The sequence below is a fragment of the Pelatocladus sp. genome (assembly GCF_059505505.1).
In genome coordinates this window covers 1-19,397 of the sequence record NZ_JCACKS010000081.1, presented here as the reverse complement: position 1 = coordinate 19,397, position 19,397 = coordinate 1, and the positions used below count along the sequence as shown (strand labels likewise).

Genomic DNA, 19,397 nt, shown 5'->3' with positions numbered 1-19,397 from the left:
GGTTTTTAGGGGTGCAAGGTTTTGCGCCCCTACAGATTGATTACCAACAGTCACTAATCAACAAGAATGAAATCTTCCCTGTTGTTGTTTGCGATCTTCCTAATCTCTCTGGTGTCACGTACTTTAGCAATTACCGCTTCTCTCAATACTGATGAGGGGTTGTGGATCTATCGTGGTAGCCAGTTTATCAAACGTTTGTTTGAAGGAGATTTAACTCATACAATTCTCAAACATCATCCAGGGGTTCCCAATATGTGGCTAAGTGGTAGTGGGATGCTGGTGAATTGTTGGCTAAACAAGTTTTTCGGTGGTTTTTTGGGTGTAGATTTACCTCCAGAGATTACTGCTTGTCTGAATCTAGAAGGATTTGCGATTAATTTGTATATTCTTCCCCGTTTAGTGCAAGCTGTGGTGACTTCTGCTTGTATGGTGTGTATATTTTTACTCACAAAGAGGTTATTAGGACACGCGATCGCTCTGTGTACAATTATTCTTTTATTATTAGAACCATTTTTTTTGGCATATCAGCGTTTTATCACTACTGATGCGCTACAAGCTGATTTTGCTATTTTGGCTGTGCTGTCATTTTTAATTTATTTGCGAAAAGATGGGGAACGTAAGTTTATTTTAGCTTCAGGAATATTTCTGGGATTAGCAACGGCGGCGAAAATTACAGCTTTGTTTTTATTACCTGCGATTGTAATTATTATCGGATTGATTGAGTTAGGAGTTTGGCAAGAAACTTTTCCTCAAAGAGGTTGGAAGCAGCAGTTGCGAAGTTTTCGACTTTGGGTCGGGACAATTCTAGTTACATTTATTGTGATTTTTCCAGCAACTTGGGTTTCACCGGGATATGTTCTGAACAGAATACGTAATGGTGTTTTGCAAGAGTCAGATCGGGGATTTTTGTTTTTCTTAGGACAACTGACCCATTCCCCAAGAATTTTATTTTATCCTTTAGTACTGATATATCGTCTCTCACCAATATTGCAAGTCGGTTTGGTGGCTATAACTATAGTGTTGTTGATACCTAAGCTACGACATCGGCTAAAAAATATGAATGCGATCGCAGCGATCGCTTTAATTGCTGTCTGCGTGATCCTGATCTTATCAGCAAGTGATAACAAAATCGACCGTTATATTAATCTGTGTTTGCCAATGTTAGCAATACTTGCGGCGATTGGTTGGTTGGAAATTATTGCTGGGGTGAGACTTTGGATTAACAAACTTTCTGTGCAACTGAAAATTAGTAACGAGTGGGGTTGTCTAATTATCTTTGCATTACAACTAGTTTTCCTTCTCCCCTACCATCCCTACTACCTGACTTACTATAACCCTGTATTTGGTGGTGCTGTGGCAGCTCAAAATATATTTATGATTGGTCAAGGGGAAGGTTTGGAAAAAGTTGCTCAATGGTTGAACCAGTCGCCCAATGCAAAGGAAACTAAAGTAGCAAGTTGGTATAGTCGCTATTTTTCTAGTTACTTTCACGGTCAAGTTTTACCAATAGACAAGCGTATTCCATCTGGTATTCAACCTTGGACACAGGCTCATCGCTTAGTATTCTACAAGAATCAATTGCAGCGTCAATTGCCAGAACCCAAGATGTTAGCTTACTTTAACAACCAGCAACCTTTGTACACAGTACAGCTACAAAATATTGACTACGCGTGGGTTTATCCTGGACCATTAGCTTTACCTGAAGATTTAAAGCGTATCCAGTTTCCCTTGTCTTTAGCTTTTGGCGAAAAAGTCCGCCTACTAGGTTACGACTTAAATAAAACTAAGATATCTAGCAACGAAGATTTGATAATCACATTATACTGGGAAGTTCTTGCACCACTGCCAGCAGATGTTTCAATTCAAATAAATTTGCGCGATCGCCAAAATAATTTCCAAAATAATCAAAATAAGATCGCCAGTTTTTCTATTACACCCTTAGTAGATGGCTACATATTTCCAGAACAGATCACCGCAGGTACAGTAATACGAGATGTCCACAAGCTAAAAATTTCCCCAACTACACCACCGCAGCGTTATCAGCTAGAGGTAGAGGGATTCTCAAATCAAGGACAAGTTATTGGCGAAGTGGAAGTGGTAAAGATTGGGGATCGGGGACAAAAGATATGGGGGGAATAACTATTGACTATTAACACTGTTAATAATTTTCCACCAAAGAGCGAACGTTTAAAATTTCATTATTTCTCAGTGGTTTAATATCAGATATGGGAACGATGACAACAGCTATTGATTCACCAGTTGCATTGAATACTTCTAAAACACATCCTTGTTCGCCATTGCTAGGATGAGGAACAAAATCAATTAAAGTTGCCACATCACCTTTTTTTAATTGATATTCGTTTAAGTCACGATTTAAAGCGACACGCTGGTATAGTTCAAACTTCATTTGCAGACTCCTTGTTAGGTATTAGGGTGATAAACTGAAATTCACCGTCAACAGCCCTTTGCAACCAAACTGTGATCACTGCTAAGTTGCGCTGATTTAAGCCGATTAATTCACCAGTGACACGATAGAACACCCCATATTCATTATCTCTATCTTGTATTGCTGGTGTTGAATCTGCAAGTTGACGAATTGCTGCTTCTAAGAGTTCAGGGTTTTCTTGTGTAAATCCAGCTTGGGCGAGAAACTTGGATTTATCGTCTTGTTCTCTTGGTACTAACAAGTAGCGTGTGATTTTTGCGTCGGCAATAATCGCATCAGGGGGAATTTTCATTATTAACTATTTTTTCCCAATCCGTAAATGATAAGCGATAAATTGTCGTGACAACTCTTCCATAATTAGCAAAAGTTTTTACAGGTTTATGTCGTTTTTCCCAAAAAATTTGGTCTTTATCTAATATTTTTTTGTTTCCATTTTGCGGATTTTGTATATATATTATATAGATGTCACCAGGGGCTTGAGCATCATACGGATGTAATTCTAAATTTTTATAGCTTGCTGGAATATAAAATCTTGTAATACTTTGCTTTTCATTAGTAAGAAAGTAACCATTTCTACCTGTGTTTTTCAAATATGCTCCCACATTTTCCCAATGTCTGTAATAGGGAAACCCAAATAAACTTTGTCTACTTTGTCTTTTCAGTTCCAAAGACAAGAATCTTTTATTTTCCCAAGGATATTCTTTTTGATTATCGATAAATAATAAATGAGACAATAAAAACGACGATATATAGATCAAACTCAAGCACAAATAATTAATATATTGGGACTTTGCTGGAAATCTCTTAAAGATGAATTTTTGAAAAACTTCTAGACCAAACGCCATTAAAACAGAAAAAGGTAAAATATAAGTATAAATATGCGTACCGGGATTACCAACTAAAGTTTCCAAAGCTAAGAGAGGAAATAAAAACCACAGTAAAACTGAAAAATTTTCTCTAATTCTCGATAGACCTAGTAAACCCAAAGCAGCATATAAATATATAATAAATAAGGGATTATAAGTTATAAATGTTCTTGCAGAACTTACCGACTGCTTACTTATTCTTTCTGTCCAATAAGCCTTAGTTGATTCTGATACTGATAAAAAGAAGGGTAAATAAAAGATAGATATTAATATTAATAAAATTGTCCCTGCTACAAATAAATGCTGGACTTGCTTATTTTTATGGGAAGACTCGCCATTAATATACCATCTGTAAACCAAGTAAATTACAAATGGTGTAATGAATATGCCATCGTAATGTGCAAGAATGGAAATTGACCAGCAAAATACGCCTAAATATAAACCATAAACTCTCCATTTTTCAAATTTTGTAGATAAACTGAATAAATATAAAGCCAAGACAGAAAACAAGATTACAAATGATTGATACTGAACAATCCTTGTCAAAGCAACAAATAATCCATTAATTGCAATAAATAAAGATGAATAGATAGCTATTTTATAACCAAATTCTAGTTTTATGAATTTATAAAAAAAATAAATAGCCAATATACCCGCTATAGCAAAAGGAAGCCTGAGTAGCAACTCATTATCATACTCAGGATTAAAAAAGCTCATCAAATATGTAATCAAAAATTGAATTGGTCCCTTTCTTTGATTGAGCAAAAAATCAATCATAGTTTCATCTGCTTGAGGTCTATATAGTGCTTTTATTTCATCACCTTGATAATTGGAGTAACCTATATTAATTAACCTCAACCACAAACTTACAAATATTAAATATGTCACAGGAAGAATATCTATGATTTTTTTCACTTTCCTAATCCTGAAAATCTGAAATTTAATTTGTATTATGACGGACAAAATAACCTTTTACAAGTGATTGACATCTGTCGAATAAAAAACCTCGGCTTTCAACCGAGGTAATACATTTAAACCTGAAAAAGTTTAATATTACTTATCCCTTATTCCTCGTTATCAGCCACTTTTCTGGTATCACTACTAGGACGGCTACCTGCATTACGCACATTCACAATTTTACTTAGCAAATCAAACCAAAATGGCGCACCCATTGCAATAGCAATACCACTTAGTATCCAACCAGGAATCAAAGCTAACATTTTGAGATAGGGGAAAGTTTTTTTTGATTGACGCCTCCATTTTATTTGCTGTTGTAAATTAGCATCATCCCAACCAATAGGTAAAGAAATATTTGTTAGGGTCTGATCTGCTTCTTGTCTAAGTTGCTCTAAATCAACTGTACCTTTTCGTAGTGCTAATTCTCCCGCACTATTGGTAATCGTATCTCGCAGAGCAGAATCTTTTGATAGTCTGCTAACCATATAAATTGCATCTGCATTGGCGGTAATGGCGATCGCTAAACCTATGATAATAGCTGCACCCTTAGCGTTGCGTTTGTAGACTCCAGAAGCTCTTTCCATCGAACTATTAAAGGTATTTTCTATTTCTAAACGCAATGCATTCATTCCTTCTTCTGTTGTCTTAACTCTTGCTTGGGCGCGTTTTGCTAAAACACTAAGATTTTCTACCACAGTAGGTGGCAATTTTTCAATTGCTGTAGTTTCAATTGTTTGATATGCTTGTTGAATTCCTTGGTATGCTTCGCTATCTTGATCTTGGATAGCTGCTTTAATTTCTTTATAAATTTCGCTATTTTTGTCAATTGTTTGCACAACTTCATTGATAGTAGGTTGCAATCCTCCCAGCAATATTGCTTGCTCGATATTCTCAAAATTATCTTGTTTAAAAAACTTGAGTCTCCGTAAAGATTTGTTAGATAATTCGTCTTCAGGCATTTCTGCTTGGAAAGAGTCTATATATCTATCTAAACTTTCTGCCATGCGATTCAGGCAAGTTTTCAAGCTAGCCTTCTTTTGATGAAAGTTCCAACAAGTTTTTTCAAATTCTGAGCGCAATCCTGAAAATTCATTGTAAACATTACTGAAAAAGTCTGTATATCTATAATCATCGCTTGTTTGTTCTTGTAATCTAATAATTATTTCTTCTATTTCAGCTAATCTTTGTTCTTTAAATTTATTCAATCTTGATTCTGTTAATCGTTGTACTAATGCGGGAATTTGTAGTGTTTCAACCAGAGTTGTAGCAAAAACATCAGCAGGAATATAAGAAGGACCAGTATGTTTTTTATCTCCAAAAATACTTGTACTTTTATCTGTTCCTGGTCTAGGTTTTGTCAACCTGCGATACAGTGAACCAATTGCCCAAGTAATCTTGCGAGGTATAGTAACAAACAATCCTTTTGCCTCTTGATTAATATTTTTAACTAAGGGATTATCATAAATCCTATTTGCAAGTTGGATGACGTGAGCTTCTTCTGCATTTTCCGCATTACCAGCTAATAAAATTTCAATTGATTTTTTTAAGTGTTCAGCACGCCATTGAAACACAGTAGCAATTAGTTCCTGTATTTCTGAGGCTAATAAACTCAAGATTAAATAAATAAAGATTAAACCTATTGCCACATCTAAAATAAAAGGTAGATTCATTGATTTTCTCCACAGAAGCTCAAGGAAAATTGAGAGTTAGTATTTTTCGGATCAAAATTTCTCATAAATCCTCATTAAATAAATTTAAGAGTAATGTCAGAAACATTGTCAAAAAATATTATGATTAATTAGCAAAAATTGAGTTAATTTAAAAACTAGGACGAACTTCAAACAATTGGTTGTTGCTAAACGGCAACAGATGAAGATTCGCGAACGTCTGTTTGTACTCGAACCAGCAAGCAAAATTATTATCCTAAAATATGCAAGAAGGAAGCTTTACTTGGGGTCGTCTAGAAAAACAGCATCGATCGCTCGACAAATGGATTGATTGGATATGGATAATAGTGCTGCTGGTAGCGGCTGTGTTACTTTTTACCATAGATTTGGGGCAACAATCTCTACGAGATTGGGATGAAGGAACTGTAGCACAGGTTGCCAAAGAGATTTTGCAGGCCCCTGCTGGTTCAATGAGATGGCTTTACCCAACTCTGGGAGGCGAACCATACCATAACAAACCACCTTTGATGCATTTGCTGATTGCTTTGGCTTACTCCTTGGGTGGTATAAATGAGTGGACATCTCGCTTACCAGGGTCAATTTTAACAGCAATCTCAGTACCATTGCTGTATTGTGTTGGTAGAGAAATATTTCGTCAACGTTTTTGTGCTATTTATAGTGCTTTAATTTACTTGACAATGCTGCCAGTCGTGCGACATGGACGTTTAGCCATGTTAGATGGAGCAGTCATATGTTTTTTTATATTGATGATTTTATGTGTGTTGCGATCGCGCCGTGATTTACGCTATTGCCTGGGTGTCGGCATCACTTTTGGTTTAATATGTTTAACCAAAGGTATGCTAGGCGTATTATTAGGTGCTGTCGCAGTCGGATTTCTATTTTGGGATACACCACGACTACTGACTAGTGGTTATATGTGGATGGGAATATTCATAGGTCTTGTACCTGTGGCTTTTTGGTATCTAGCTCAATGGTGGGAGTATGGCCGCACTTTTACCAATGTCGGTATGTTTAATCAATCTCTCAATCGCATTTGGTCATCTGTTGAAAACCATTCCGGTCCGCCTTGGTACTATGTATTGGAAATTCTTAAATATACTTGGCCGTGGTTAATTTTTTTACCATCTAGCTTGCAATTAGCTAAAGAAAACCATAACCTCAGTTGGGCAAAACTTGTACTTGTGTGGATGGGAGTTTATTTAGTTGCTATTTCTTTGATGGGAACAAAACTTCCTTGGTATGTGTTTCCTGTTTATCCCAGCCTAGCGTTGGTAATTGGAGCCAAACTAGGGGAAGTCGAAGACTCACCTGTGCTATCATCTTATCCACGATTTTGGGTAGTAACTTTAACATTTCTGGCTTTGGTCGCCACAGCTGGTAGTATTTATTTCACTTTCGTCCCCACAGCCAAATCTGATTTACAGTTACAACTAATTTTTGCAGCAGTAGCGATGACAATGGCCTTAGCAGCAATTTTGGCAGAACGAGGCGATCGCCAATTTCTCAAAGTTTTGTTTTGGGGATCTTATGTTTCGTTACTCTTATTTATGAAATCAAATTACTGGGTTTGGGAATTGGCAGAACGTTATCCAGTTCAACCAGTTGCGACTATAATCCGGGAGGGAACACCATCAGGTACAAAGATTTACACATCCAGTCCCGAACATCGTCCTTCATTGAATTTTTATAGCGATCGTAATATTATTCCTGCTTCTTTTAAACAATTGCAAGATCATTGGCACAATCACAAACAACCTTATTTATTGCTTGATAATTCTGCTGTTCATGCACTCCAGCTTGATTCACTCAAGGTTATTGATCAAGCAGAAGGCTGGAAATTGGTTACAAAAGAAGGGGATAGGGGATAGGGAGCATCCCAAATGTTTAAAATCCCCGCAGACTGGAAGTCTGGGGCTAGACAAAATTAGTCCGCGCAGGCGAACTAATTGTAGCCTGCCTACGCAGGCTACAATTAGTCTACTTAAATAAATCAATCGCAGGCGGATTTGAACTTACTGAGATTTTCTTCCGTCCTCGATAGTTTTTTCTATTTGTGGTGACGAGGTATCGCTGTTACGATTTTGCTGATATATTGCAATCATACCAAAAACAATAGCGCTTCCTACAACCACAGCAAGCAAAGGATTTTTGAAGACAAAAAAATCCCGAATAATTCTGGCTAAAGGTCGGCTTTGGCGACGTAGTGCCGATGAAATCATAATCTGTCTTAACGTAAAAGGATCACGGACATAGTGGCCGCTTTTACAAACCACTAGCTTCTGATGACAATACGGACAGGTAAACAATCCAACATAACTGCTAACTGCTGTGGGCGTAGAATTTTGGCAAATGGGGCAAGTCAAATAATGATTATCAAAAGTGTGTGTATTCATCTACCTCGTCCGTTTAGTCCACTTACTTGGTTCATAACAATAGCTATATTGAATTCCTGCTGAAAACGCGTGTAGATTTCCCCGACCATAATTCTCTCTCATTTAAGCATTATCGCCACAGAAATGTTCCACAATAGAAATTTTTTAACCAAAGCTTTGTAAATTACACAAAGACTATATAGATAGTTTGCTCAAATTGACTTTCTACAGTCATAGGCTAAAGGTTAAAGGATTATTTTCTCTTTTGTCTTTGCTATCTTGTCTGGTTGTTAAATGATCACTCACAATGAAAAGTAAGATATAAAAATTTAAATTTTTTCTTAGATTTACTCCTCACTCCATGACTCTTCTACCTTCGACAGAACTCAGGAAGGTGACTGAACAACCTACCTTGCATTCTCCTTCCTTTCGTTTAACCTATTTACTTAACCGTTTTCAACCATCCCCAGAAACAGTTGTGTTATTTTTAGCCTTGCTAATTGGCAGTGGTAGTGGTATGGGTGTGGTTACATTTCATTATTTAATTCAGCTGATCCATCATTTGATGCTGGAAAATTTAATGAGTGTGATTGGTGTTTGGGGTGCTTGGACTTTAGCTTGTGTTCCCATCCTGGGTGGATTAATTGTTGGTTTGATGCGCTGGCGAACACAAGATTTTGGGCCTGGACTTTCATCATTGATTGCTGCTTCCCAAAAGGGAGAGATCAAAAGACAATTACGACCAGTAACCAAAATGTTAGCAGCAGCATTTTCTTTGGGAAGTGGTGCTTCTTTAGGTCCGGAAGGTCCTAGTGTAGAAATTGGTGCGAATTTTGGGATGCTAGTATCGGTGGTGTTGCAAGTATCACAAGAACGCCAACGTTTACTACTGGGTGCTGGTGCTGCTGCTGGTTTAGCTGCTGGGTTTAATGCTCCGATCGCAGGTGTTTTTTTTGCTTTAGAAGTAGTATTGGGAGCAACATCATTTGCTACTTCTGCGGTAAGTGTAGTGCTACTCGCAGCAGTAGTTGCAGCGTTCATTGCTCATATTGGTTTGGGAGGACAACCAGCCTTTGCCTTACCTGTTTACCAAGTCCGCAGTCCATTAGAATTACCACTCTATCTTGGCTTGGGTTTATGGGCAAGTGTAGTTTCTTTGACATATACACAATTAATTCGCCTAGCAAAAGCTTGCTTTGCAGGTAAAGTCCCTGGTTTTTCTATTTTAGGAAAAATTCCATTACCTATTCATCCTATTATTGGTGGACTCATTATTGGTATTACGGCTTTATACTTACCGCAAATCTTAGGTATTGGTTATGAAACAGTAGAAGCGATGCTGCAAGATGTAGAGTTTTCGCTACAACTGTTAATTTTGCTGTTGGTAGTGAAACTGGCTATGACAGCAATCAGTGCTGGGAGTGGATTTGTTGGTGGTGTCTTTGCACCAGCTATGTTTTTAGGTGCTTCTCTAGGTTCTGCTTATGCAAAAATCTTGGCAAATGTAGCGCCTGCAATTAGTGATTTTATGGCAGCTCCGCCAGCTTATGCCATGGTAGGAATGGCTGCTGTACTTGCTGCTAGTGTAAGAGCGCCATTAACGGCAATTTTATTATTGTTTGAATTAACACGAGACTACCGCATTGTTTTACCGTTAATGGCAGCAGTCGGTTTAAGTGTTTGGTTGGTGGAGCGGATAAAGCCCAATTCAAACTCCAACTCCAATCTTCAACAAATAGGTCTTTCAGAATTAAAAGACGAACAAGCAGAAATTTTACAGCAAATTCTTGTCGAAGAAGCTATGCATCCTTGCCCAAAAAAACTGCTAACAACCATGTCAGTTATCGAAGCAGCTTTAGAAATGACACGCGATCGCACTCGCACTGCTTTAGTAGTTAATGAATTAGGACAATTAGTTGGTATTCTCTCTTTAAAAGATATCAACCGTACTCTTTCTGCTTGGCAAAATTACCCAGATTCCTCAACTACAAATCAGGATGATCTGTTCAATCAAACCCTAATTGATATTTGTACCACTGATATTCTCTATGCTTGGCAAGATGAACCCTTATCTGAAGCCTTAGATCGCATGTCTGTTCGTGGTTTGCATCAGTTACCAGTGGTAGCGTCAGATAACCCCGAACAAATTTTGGGATTATTAGAACGGGAACAAATTGCTTTAAGTTGTAATGTAGCACTCACACGCAAAGCTCTCTGCCACTATCTACCATCGGTAACAAAAATAGATGTAGTCACTAGTCATTAGTCATTAGCTTTGCACGAAGGACGAAGGACAAATGACAGATGACAAATGACTATATTATGCTGTTGCTTCTAGAACTTCGAGTTCTTCTCTTTCATCTGAGTCTATTTGTCTCAGACGAATGTGTTTTTTACCTAAAGTGATGATGAACTCATCTCCTGGCTTTAGATTCATCTGTTTTGTGTAAGCAGAACCTATTAGTAAGTTACCGTTAGACTGCACACTAATTCTATAACTGGCGCTGCGTCCCCCACGACCATTTGCGCTCGGAGCGCTATCTAACTGAATACCTTCAGCATCAATTAAGGCATTCAAGAATTTCATCATGTTGACGCGCTCTATACCATTTTTAGTCACAGTATAGTAGCCGCACTGTTTAGCTTTTTCTTCTTTGCTCAAATTTTCTAGTTCTTTGACTTTCTTGAGCAACTCTTCGCCGGTTAGGGGTTCAATTTTTTTCTGTTTAGCCATCAACTTAGAGCGAAAATGAACGAACAATTGAGTGAGTTGAATCGATTTTATTTTAGCTGAGATTGAGGAAGTGATAACACAATCCCTTTATTTTTATATCAGCTACCGCAAAGTATATTACACAAATCAGCAAAATTTTGCATGTCTATTAATATTTACTTTGAAAATTAATTTAAAAAATAAGGCTGAAGCTGATAACTATCTCTAGTTTATGAAAGACTGCTACACTGTAATCTATATTTGTTTAAGTTTCCTAAAGCATTGCTAAAAAAGTGGTTTACTTACACTTGGTTGATAATTAACACATAGAACGATAAGTAAAACTGATCCTTAATCATAGTCATTAATCATTAGTCATTGGTGAAGACTAATCTTAATGACAAAGGACAAAGGACAAAGGACAAATAAATGAAACTAACTACCAAAGGACATTACAGTGTCAAAGCTTTGCTAGATTTGAGTTTGCAAGCTGGTTATGAGCCTGTTTCTACTAAAGCGATCGCCTCTCGTCAAGATATCCCAGCTCCTTACCTAGAAAAACTGCTAATAGAAATGCGTCGTGCTGGGTTAGTAAAATCTAGTCGGGGTAGCATCGGTGGATACCAACTGGCAAAAAAACCAGCACAAATATCTTTAGGAGAAATTTTAGAAGCAGTTGGTGAAACAATAGAACCTTTACCTCACCATCAAGCTTCCCCAGGACAAACAGAAGATTGGGTAACATTTACACTTTGGCAAAGGCTGCACCAAAAATTGAAAGAAGCATTGTACAGTATTACTCTTGCAGATCTCTATTACGATGCTCGCAGTTGGCAAGCTTCTCTTGGTGAAGAAGCCAGTTTTATTGTTTAGTCATTGGTCATTCATTGGTTATCTGATATTTTGCACCTACCCTATATCCCAATACGCTTGCTGTTAAGCCCACAATTCTTTGTACCAGACGCGAAATTTCGCGTCTGGTACAACCCCCAAAATTATGACTCAAACACTTTCCTAGTCAGATTTATCTGACTTTAGCTAAAAGCCCTTAAAATTTATTTTTTGGCAGGACAAAAAGCTGGTGCAGGACAAAGACAAATGACTTCTATGATTGTTTTAATCCTTGCAGCTTATTTAGACTATATCATCGGCGATCCTTGGAGATGGCCTCATCCTGTGCGAGTAATGGGGTGGATAATTTCTCGCTTTAGCAAATTTGCTTTCACATATTGTCAAAATTCCCTCACACAAAGACTAGCAGGAATATTCTTAGGTCTTTTTCTGGTAATTGGTAGTGGAGTTGTTGGTTATTTAATCATACAAGCTACTAAATTCCTACATCCGTTGTTGGGAAATGCTGTAGAAATCATTCTCTTAGCTAGTTGCTTCGCAGCTAAAAGTTTGCGAGTTGCTGCTCAAAAAGTTTTACAACCTTTAACATCAGGAAAAATCCAGGACGCTCGTTCTATTTTGAGTAATTATGTTGGTCGAGATACAGAAAATCTTACAGAATCAGAAATTTTGCGAGCAGTTCTGGAAACAGTTACAGAAAATGCAGTTGATGGAGTTATGGCTCCTCTTTTTTGTGCAATAGTTGGTACATTTGTGCCATTTATCGGCCCAGTTCCTTTGGCTTTGGCATACAAAGCCAGCAGTACACTGGATTCAATGGTGGGTTATCGACAAGCACCTTATACTTATTTGGGTTGGTTTAGTGCGCGATTAGAAGATGGCTTGACTTGGGTTCCTTGTCGGTTAACGGTGATGACAATCGCGCTACTGTCGGGTAAACCTTTGCATGTCATCCACATTTGTCAGCGCGATGCACCCAATGATCCTAGTCCAAACTCTGGTTGGAGTGAGTGTGCATATGCTGCTGCTTTAGGCGTACAACTGGGAGGTACTAATTGGTATCGTGGCGTGGCTAAACATAAACCCCTGTTGGGAGATGTTACTCATCCAATCACTTTAGCTAGCATTGATCAAGCATTCCAATTAACTCGATATTGCTTTTTGTTATGGTTAGGTGTGACAACTCTGTTGCTAGTTGCCATAAACAGGTAATCATGAAAATAGGGAATCGGTAATCGGTTATTTATATTATTACTGATTCCTCATAACTTGGTTTTTTAGTATAAATTTTGCTCAGGGGGATGCTGGTATATGACTATTTCTACCATTTCTACCAAAGCTAAAGTGGTTGAGATTCTCTCATCTGAAGAACTCCGTCGTACCGTCACTCGTCTTGCTTCCCAAATTATCGAAAAAACCCGTGATTTATCCCAGTTAGTGCTGCTTGGTATTCATACTAGGGGAGTACCTTTGGCACAATTATTAGCGCGCCAAATTGAAGTGTTAGAAGGTATATCTGTGCCAGTAGGAGCCTTAGATATTACATTTTACCGCGATGATCTCGACCAAATAGGGCTGCGGACTCCAGCCAAGACAGAGATATCTTTTGATTTGACAGATAAAATTGTTGTACTTGTAGATGATGTGATATTTAAAGGACGAACAGTTCGTGCTGCTTTAAATGCTGTCAACGAGTATGGTAGACCAGAGGTAATTCGTTTAGCTGTACTAGTAGATAGAGGTCATCGTGAAGTACCAATACATCCAGATTTTGTTGGTAAGCAGCTACCCACAGCTAAAGAAGAGATTGTCAAGGTTTATTTACAAGATATAGATGGAACAGATGCGGTTGAATTGATTGCAGATTAGTTTAACGTGATTTCGAGAGATTTCATGAGCCACAATCCCGCCCTCAAATAAATAGCTAGCTCATAGCCAAAACCCACTTTCACAGTTGTCAGTTGTCAGTTATCAGTTATTGTTCACTGTTCACTGATAACTGTTCACTGATTTATTTGCAGACTAGTTGAGTGCCTATACCAAAATACGGTTCAGTTAAGGATTTTTGGTACAAAAAATGGTCTGATACCATTTCACGTTAATAGCGATACATATGAATCTTGTAGAGACGCGAAATTTCGCGTCTCTACACACCTGTATTTGTATCAAGATTTTTGTGAAATGGTCTGACCAGACGCGATTCATCGCGTCTTGAACCAAGGATGTGTTGCAATCATTAATTGAATTGGTATTAGACAGAATAGATTTATCCATAAATCATGGCAAATTTATCAGTTAGCTTTAAGATATAACTCTATTGACAACGAGACCCACTATGAATCAGACAGCAAGCGATCGCGTGCGCTGGACTACTACAGACATAGACCTCCTAAGCGAAAACGAGGGTACGCGCTATGAGATTATAGACGGAGAATTATTCATCACCAGAGCGCCCCACTGGAAACATCAGCGTACTTGCTTAAATATCACTTTAGAACTTGAGGTTTGGTCGCGGTCTAGTGGTTTGGGACAAGCAAGTATCACTCCTGGTGTGCTGTTTTCGGAAACTGATAATGTCATCCCGGATGTGGTTTGGGCAAGTCATGAACGTTTAGCGGTTCTGTTAGACGAAGCCGGACATTTGACAGGCGCACCGGATTTGGTGGTAGAGGTGTTATCCCCTGGTGTGGAAAATGAACGTCGGGATAGAGAAGCGAAACTCAAGCTTTATGCATCACGGGGAGTCAAGGAATATTGGATTGCAGATTGGCGATTGCAACAAGTTGAAGTTTATCGGCGGGAAAATGCGAGGTTAACATTAATTGCAACGTTGCTGGATAATGATGAATTGAGTTCACCATTGTTGCCTGGTTTTAGTTGTGTTGTGAGTCGGTTTTTTGTGTAATTAATCTTTACTCAACTGTTAATAAAACCCCCGCTTTAGGTTTGGATTCAGCAACTAAGTGTTATATTTTTCAATAATTTAACTCTTATATAGGATTCCTATTTGATTTTTGTTGGCGTAGCCTGCGCTCTGCGCTTACAAAACTCAGTACACATCTAGCTTCCTTTTTTTCTTTCTTTCCCTATTGCCTATTGCCTATTGCCTATTGCCTGCCTCCACGAGTAAATTCATTAATCAAATCGGATTGCTATAGTTGCCTGAATGAACAGTGATACCCCTATCAAAATTCTGTTTCTAGCGGCTGACCCAAGTAATGCTTCTCGGCTGCGCTTAGGGCAAGAGTTACGAGATATCAAAGAAAGGCTGCAAATAGCTAAAGAACGGGACAAGTATCTACTTGAACAAAGAGAATCAGTTCGTATAAGAGATATTACCCAAGCAATATTTGATGTTAAGCCGCAAATTATACACTTTTCTGGGCATGGCACAAGCAAGGGTGAGCTTGCTTTTGAAAATGAAGTGAGTAATTATCAGCTTGTAGAACCTGAAGCTTTGGCTGCAATGTTTGAGTTGTTTGCCGAGCAGGTTAAGTGTGTAGTGCTAAATGCTTGTTATTCTGAAACTCAAGCCAAAGCAATTGCTGAATATATCCCCTTTGTGATTGGGATGAATGATCAGATTGGTGACAAAGCAGCTATAGCTTTTGCAGTTGGTTTTTACAAAGCATTAGCAGGCGATCGCACTATCGAAGATGCACATCAATTTGGTTGTATAGAAATTAGATTAAATGGTATTCCAGAGCATCTCAAACCTGTTATTCATGTAAACAAATCTCTAATTATCACTGCAAAACCAAGAATTGTTGGGGCAATTCTCAACCCTTTTATTCCTCAAGTTGGCAGAGTAGAAGATCCACAACAATTTTTTGGACGTAAGCGGGAAATCGAGCGAGTATTTGAAACGCTCAACAGTGGCAGCAGTGTAGCACTAATTGGAGAACGTTCCATAGGCAAATCTTCTCTACTTTGGGCAATTCGCCAACAAGCAGAAACTCGACTCACTCCACCTCGTAAGCCGATTTATCTCAATCTCAACGAAGTTTCTGACGAAAAAGATTTTTATGAAGCTTTATGTTTTGAGGTGGGGATTCAGGAGTGTAGGGGTTACGCCCTGACTCGTGTGTTGAAACAGCAACGTCCCCGACTACTACTGCTACTTGATGAAATAGAGAAAATGACTTGGCAAGGATTTAGCAGACAGGTAAGGGAACAATTGCGGGGGTTGGCAGAGGGGAATGATGCACCTTTGCGTTTAGTAGTGGCTGCGTCTGTTTCTTTAAATCAACTTTTTCCTGATAGTCATGAAATAGGCATGACTTCCCCTTTTCAGGGCATTTGTATTGAGGAACGGATGAATTTGTGGGATGAAACTACAGCCCGTGAATTTATTAGTCATCGCCTTGCACCTACTCCGATTCGGTTTACAGATGCGGAGATTATGCAGATTGTCAAGGCAAGTTGTGGTCATCCTAAAGAGTTGATGCAACTGTGTTATCGGACTTACGCGCGGTATGTGGAGGGGATGCAATGACCCAACAACGCCCAGTTCCCCGCCTAGATTTAGCCCCCAAACTCAACCGTCGCTTGTCGCTGTGGAATCCGTTGGATTATCTACGCCTGTTGTATTGGGTGTTTTATTTTCCTCAGGCGTTGCCGTGGTATGTGGATACTTTTAGTAAGGAAGATATTCCTGAAAATAGTGGGGAAGATATTCTTGAAAAGGAAATGAATTGGCGAAATCGCATTCAGCGTCGGCTACTTCTCCAAGGAGTAATTTTGACAGTTGTTACTCCATTGCTCCTCTGTGCTACTCTTCAGCAACTGGGTATTTCTATTAATTGGTCAAGCGTGGCGGTAAGCGTGGCGTTTGGCGTGATAGGAGGCGTGGCGGGAGACGTGGTGGCAGGCGTGGCGATAGGCGTAATGGGAGGCGTGGCGTTTGGCGTGATAGGAGGCGTGGCGTTTGGCGTGGCGAGAGTCGTGGCGGGAGTCGTGGCGGGAGTCGTGATGTTTGGCGTGAAGGTAGGCGTGAAGGTAGAGGTGGCGGTAGGCGTAGCGTTTGGCGTGGCGGTAGGCGTGGTGTTTGGCATGAAGGTAGGCGTGGCGGTAGGCGTGGCGGTAGGCGTGGCGGCGGTAGGCGTGGCAATACTCCGTCCTGAAAACTGGTTGATTGCTTTACCTCTAAATCTACGCTCTTTGCAAAATGGTAGCTGGTTACTACCCCATGTAACTCCGCTTCCCTTGCCCAATCTTGCTCGGCGCTTACACAACTGGTTACAACAGGATTGGGAAACAGGTATACATAATGTTAATCAACTGCTGGCGTATACCCAACAATTCATTCCTGTGGTGAAAACAGTTAATAGAGTACTTGTTACAACTCCCTCAGAGCAAATTATTTGGCGTGTTTCTAAATTGGCTGAAAATCCTTTTGATTGGCAGCTAGTGTATTTTGCCTCAGTTTCTTTAGAAGACACACTCTACTTAGAAGTTGTAAAACAGTCTAGTTGGCGGGAACAACTTCAAGCTCTATTTCAAACAGACATTTGCCTAGATACGCCTGCCCATGCTGCTGCGGCTGGTTTCTGGTACCTATATAACATGGAACCAGCGAAAGCAGAGGAAGCCTTTGCTGTAGTGCGTGACCTTCTCTACGGTGAGGAAATGTTTACCCTCGCTCAAACTCTAGCTGCCTGTGAAAATGCCAAAGGACGAGCTAGTACTGCTACTTTGCAATTACCTGCTTCCCCAGCAGAACCGCTTTTACGTCCGACAACTTGGCAAACCATTACTAGTCTGAGTCGAGTTATTGAGGATGTGCGGTTGGTTAAGCGTGGTGTCTCTAAAGCTACCCGGTCTTTTGCTCTCAACCGTGCATTAGGAGAACTGAAAAATATTTTAAATAATAAAGGCTCTTTGCCGAAGGCCGAGCGAGATTTAATAGTCAACATTGCTCAAACTTGGCAAGGAGCCTTACTAAATATTGCGGGTGAAGTGGGCGAAATTTCCATCACTAAACCTGTGCGTAATCCATACATAATTGGTGATCCAGTTGCGGGAAATCTCTTTGTCGGACGGGAAGATGTGATGCGTCACCTAGAGGAACTCTGGGTGATGGGTCAGCAGTTGCAATCTGTGTTGATCCACGGTCACAGACGTATGGGTAAAACTTCCATTCTGCGTAACGCTGCTAATTCTCTAGGGTCAGGGGTGAAGGTAGCTTATGTCAACTTGCTAGGTTTGGGGGATCTGAGTGAGGTGCTGATGGCGATTAGTGATGCAATTTCTAAAGTGGTAAATTTAGAACCTCCAAGTGATGATGATTGGCTCAAATTTCCCAAGCCTACTTTTGAACGCTATTTGAAACAGATTGTAGAGACGCGAAATTTCGCGTCTCTACAGGGGTTAATTATTGCCTTGGATGAATTCGAGACAATCGAGGAACTGATTAAGGCGGGAAAAATCCCTGTAGATTTTATGGGCTTTCTGCGGAAATTAGTGCAAATGAATTCTAAAGTTGCCTTCGCTTTTGCTGGTTTGCATACTTTGGACGAGATGACAAGAGATTATTTCCAACCTTTTTACGGTAGCTTTATTAATATTCGGGTTGGGTTTATCGAACGTGCGGCGACTCGCCAACTTCTCGCCAACCCAGGTGAAGATTTCCCTCTCGACTACACGCCAGAAGCGTTAGATCAAATCTATGCTCTCACACATGGTCAACCTTATTTAGTCCAGTTAATGGGGTTTTTGCTAGTCCGCCACTACAATGACTATGTTTTTGAGCAAGGACACACCCGCAACCCAACTTTTACCGTCGAAGATGTAAAAGCAGTCGTTGATGATCCTAAGTTCTTTCGGCAGGGAAACTATTATTTTGATGGAGTTTGGGGTCAGGCGGCGCAGGGTGCTGCTGGTCAACAGGAAATTCTGAAGGTGCTTGCACTTCATCCAGAAGGGTTGAGTTTAGACGCGATAAATCTTGGAGACGCGATAAATCGCGTCTCTACGACGATGATAAATATGGATGAGGAAAGTTTGCAGGAAGCACTGAAGACTCTGAAGCGTCATGATGTTGTTGAGGAGACTGAGGGACGCTGGCGAATTGTTGTGGAATTATTTCGCCGTTGGGTATTACAGTTATAGGACTTACGCACACTCTACGAATTCTTGGCGTTCTACCTTACGGTAGACACGTAAGTGGCTTCCGCAGGTAGCCGCTTGCGCGTCTAAGGCGTCTTGGCGGTTCATAAATTAAGCTTTTCGGCAATTTTTGCGTAAGTCCTAAGTTATTGTAAATAGGACTTACGCACTATACAAATTGGCTATTATGTGGACAATGATTGGTTCAGAACACAAGTCCATTCATTGAAAACGGGAGTCCGTTCGTTGAAAACGGGAGTCCGTTCATTGAAAACGGGAGTCCGTTCGTTGAAAACGGGAGTCCGTTCATTGAAAACGGGAGTCCGTTTATTGAAAACGGGAGTCCGTTCGTTGAAAACGCAAGTCCGTTCGTTGAAAACGCAAGTCCGTTCGTTG

The 19,397-nt window shown here is 39.7% G+C and carries 15 protein-coding genes; 9 read left to right on the top strand and 6 right to left on the bottom strand.

The genetic code is table 11. From position 1 onward, the window contains the following. The first annotated feature begins 66 nt into the window (after positions 1–66). Positions 67–2,139 carry an ArnT family glycosyltransferase gene (locus AC5JMK_RS07495; RefSeq protein ID WP_495909781.1) on the top strand — a complete coding sequence of 691 codons (2,073 nt, stop codon included), beginning with the start codon at positions 67–69 and terminating at the stop codon, positions 2,137–2,139. A gap of 19 nt (positions 2,140–2,158) precedes the next feature. On the opposite strand, the gene AC5JMK_RS07490 is transcribed toward AC5JMK_RS07495, so the two are convergent. The 4 genes from AC5JMK_RS07490 to AC5JMK_RS07475 form a co-directional block, all read right to left on the bottom strand. Then, positions 2,159–2,407, bottom strand: a complete 249-nt coding sequence (locus AC5JMK_RS07490; RefSeq protein ID WP_096675364.1) for a DUF4926 domain-containing protein — start codon at positions 2,405–2,407, stop codon at positions 2,159–2,161. Beyond that, entirely contained in the window at positions 2,397–2,738 is a 342-nt protein-coding gene (locus AC5JMK_RS07485) for a DUF6883 domain-containing protein (protein WP_096675365.1), read from the bottom strand. Before AC5JMK_RS07485 ends, AC5JMK_RS07490 begins: the two co-directional genes overlap by 11 nt. Beyond that, entirely contained in the window at positions 2,722–4,227 is a 1,506-nt protein-coding gene (locus AC5JMK_RS07480) for an ArnT family glycosyltransferase (protein ID WP_495909780.1), read from the bottom strand. Before AC5JMK_RS07480 ends, AC5JMK_RS07485 begins: the two co-directional genes overlap by 17 nt. Before the next feature lie 149 nt (positions 4,228–4,376). After that, positions 4,377–5,939 carry a hypothetical protein gene (locus AC5JMK_RS07475; RefSeq protein ID WP_495909779.1) on the bottom strand — a complete coding sequence of 521 codons (1,563 nt, stop codon included), beginning with the start codon at positions 5,937–5,939 and terminating at the stop codon, positions 4,377–4,379. 260 nt (positions 5,940–6,199) lie between these two features. On the opposite strand from AC5JMK_RS07475, the gene AC5JMK_RS07470 reads away from it, so the two are divergent. Then, positions 6,200–7,825 carry an ArnT family glycosyltransferase gene (locus AC5JMK_RS07470; protein ID WP_495909778.1) on the top strand — a complete coding sequence of 542 codons (1,626 nt, stop codon included), beginning with the start codon at positions 6,200–6,202 and terminating at the stop codon, positions 7,823–7,825. Positions 7,826–7,969: 144 nt separating this feature from the next. Here the strand turns inward: AC5JMK_RS07470 and AC5JMK_RS07465 are convergent, their stop codons facing one another. Beyond that, entirely contained in the window at positions 7,970–8,350 is a 381-nt protein-coding gene (locus tag AC5JMK_RS07465) for a hypothetical protein (protein WP_096675369.1), read from the bottom strand. A gap of 340 nt (positions 8,351–8,690) precedes the next feature. Here AC5JMK_RS07465 and AC5JMK_RS07460 point away from each other — a divergent pair, with 340 nt between their 5' ends. Continuing rightward, positions 8,691–10,595: a chloride channel protein gene (locus AC5JMK_RS07460; protein WP_096675370.1), complete on the top strand. Its 1,905-nt coding sequence runs from the start codon at positions 8,691–8,693 to the stop codon at positions 10,593–10,595. A gap of 54 nt (positions 10,596–10,649) precedes the next feature. On the opposite strand, the gene AC5JMK_RS07455 is transcribed toward AC5JMK_RS07460, so the two are convergent. After that, positions 10,650–11,063 (bottom strand): AbrB family transcriptional regulator, encoded by a 414-nt coding sequence (locus AC5JMK_RS07455; protein ID WP_096675371.1) that lies wholly within the window; start codon positions 11,061–11,063, stop codon positions 10,650–10,652. 408 nt (positions 11,064–11,471) lie between these two features. Here AC5JMK_RS07455 and AC5JMK_RS07450 point away from each other — a divergent pair, with 408 nt between their 5' ends. The 6 genes from AC5JMK_RS07450 (at position 11,472) to AC5JMK_RS07425 (ending at position 19,004) form a co-directional block, all read left to right on the top strand. After that, positions 11,472–11,915, top strand: coding sequence for an Rrf2 family transcriptional regulator (locus AC5JMK_RS07450; protein WP_096675372.1), 444 nt, complete (start codon positions 11,472–11,474; stop codon positions 11,913–11,915). A gap of 225 nt (positions 11,916–12,140) precedes the next feature. After that, positions 12,141–13,106: an adenosylcobinamide-phosphate synthase CbiB gene (gene cbiB, locus AC5JMK_RS07445; RefSeq protein WP_495909777.1), complete on the top strand. Its 966-nt coding sequence runs from the start codon at positions 12,141–12,143 to the stop codon at positions 13,104–13,106. 114 nt (positions 13,107–13,220) lie between these two features. Further along, entirely contained in the window at positions 13,221–13,763 is a 543-nt protein-coding gene (pyrR, locus tag AC5JMK_RS07440) for a bifunctional pyr operon transcriptional regulator/uracil phosphoribosyltransferase PyrR (protein ID WP_495909790.1), read from the top strand. A gap of 466 nt (positions 13,764–14,229) precedes the next feature. Then, positions 14,230–14,799, top strand: a complete 570-nt coding sequence (locus AC5JMK_RS07435; RefSeq protein ID WP_495909776.1) for a Uma2 family endonuclease — start codon at positions 14,230–14,232, stop codon at positions 14,797–14,799. A gap of 261 nt (positions 14,800–15,060) precedes the next feature. Next, on the top strand, positions 15,061–16,389 hold the full coding sequence (locus tag AC5JMK_RS07430; protein ID WP_495909775.1) for a CHAT domain-containing protein: 1,329 nt from the start codon (positions 15,061–15,063) through the stop codon (positions 16,387–16,389). Next, positions 16,386–19,004, top strand: a complete 2,619-nt coding sequence (locus AC5JMK_RS07425; RefSeq protein ID WP_495909774.1) for an AAA family ATPase — start codon at positions 16,386–16,388, stop codon at positions 19,002–19,004. Before AC5JMK_RS07430 ends, AC5JMK_RS07425 begins: the two co-directional genes overlap by 4 nt. Positions 19,005–19,397 lie beyond the last annotated feature (393 nt).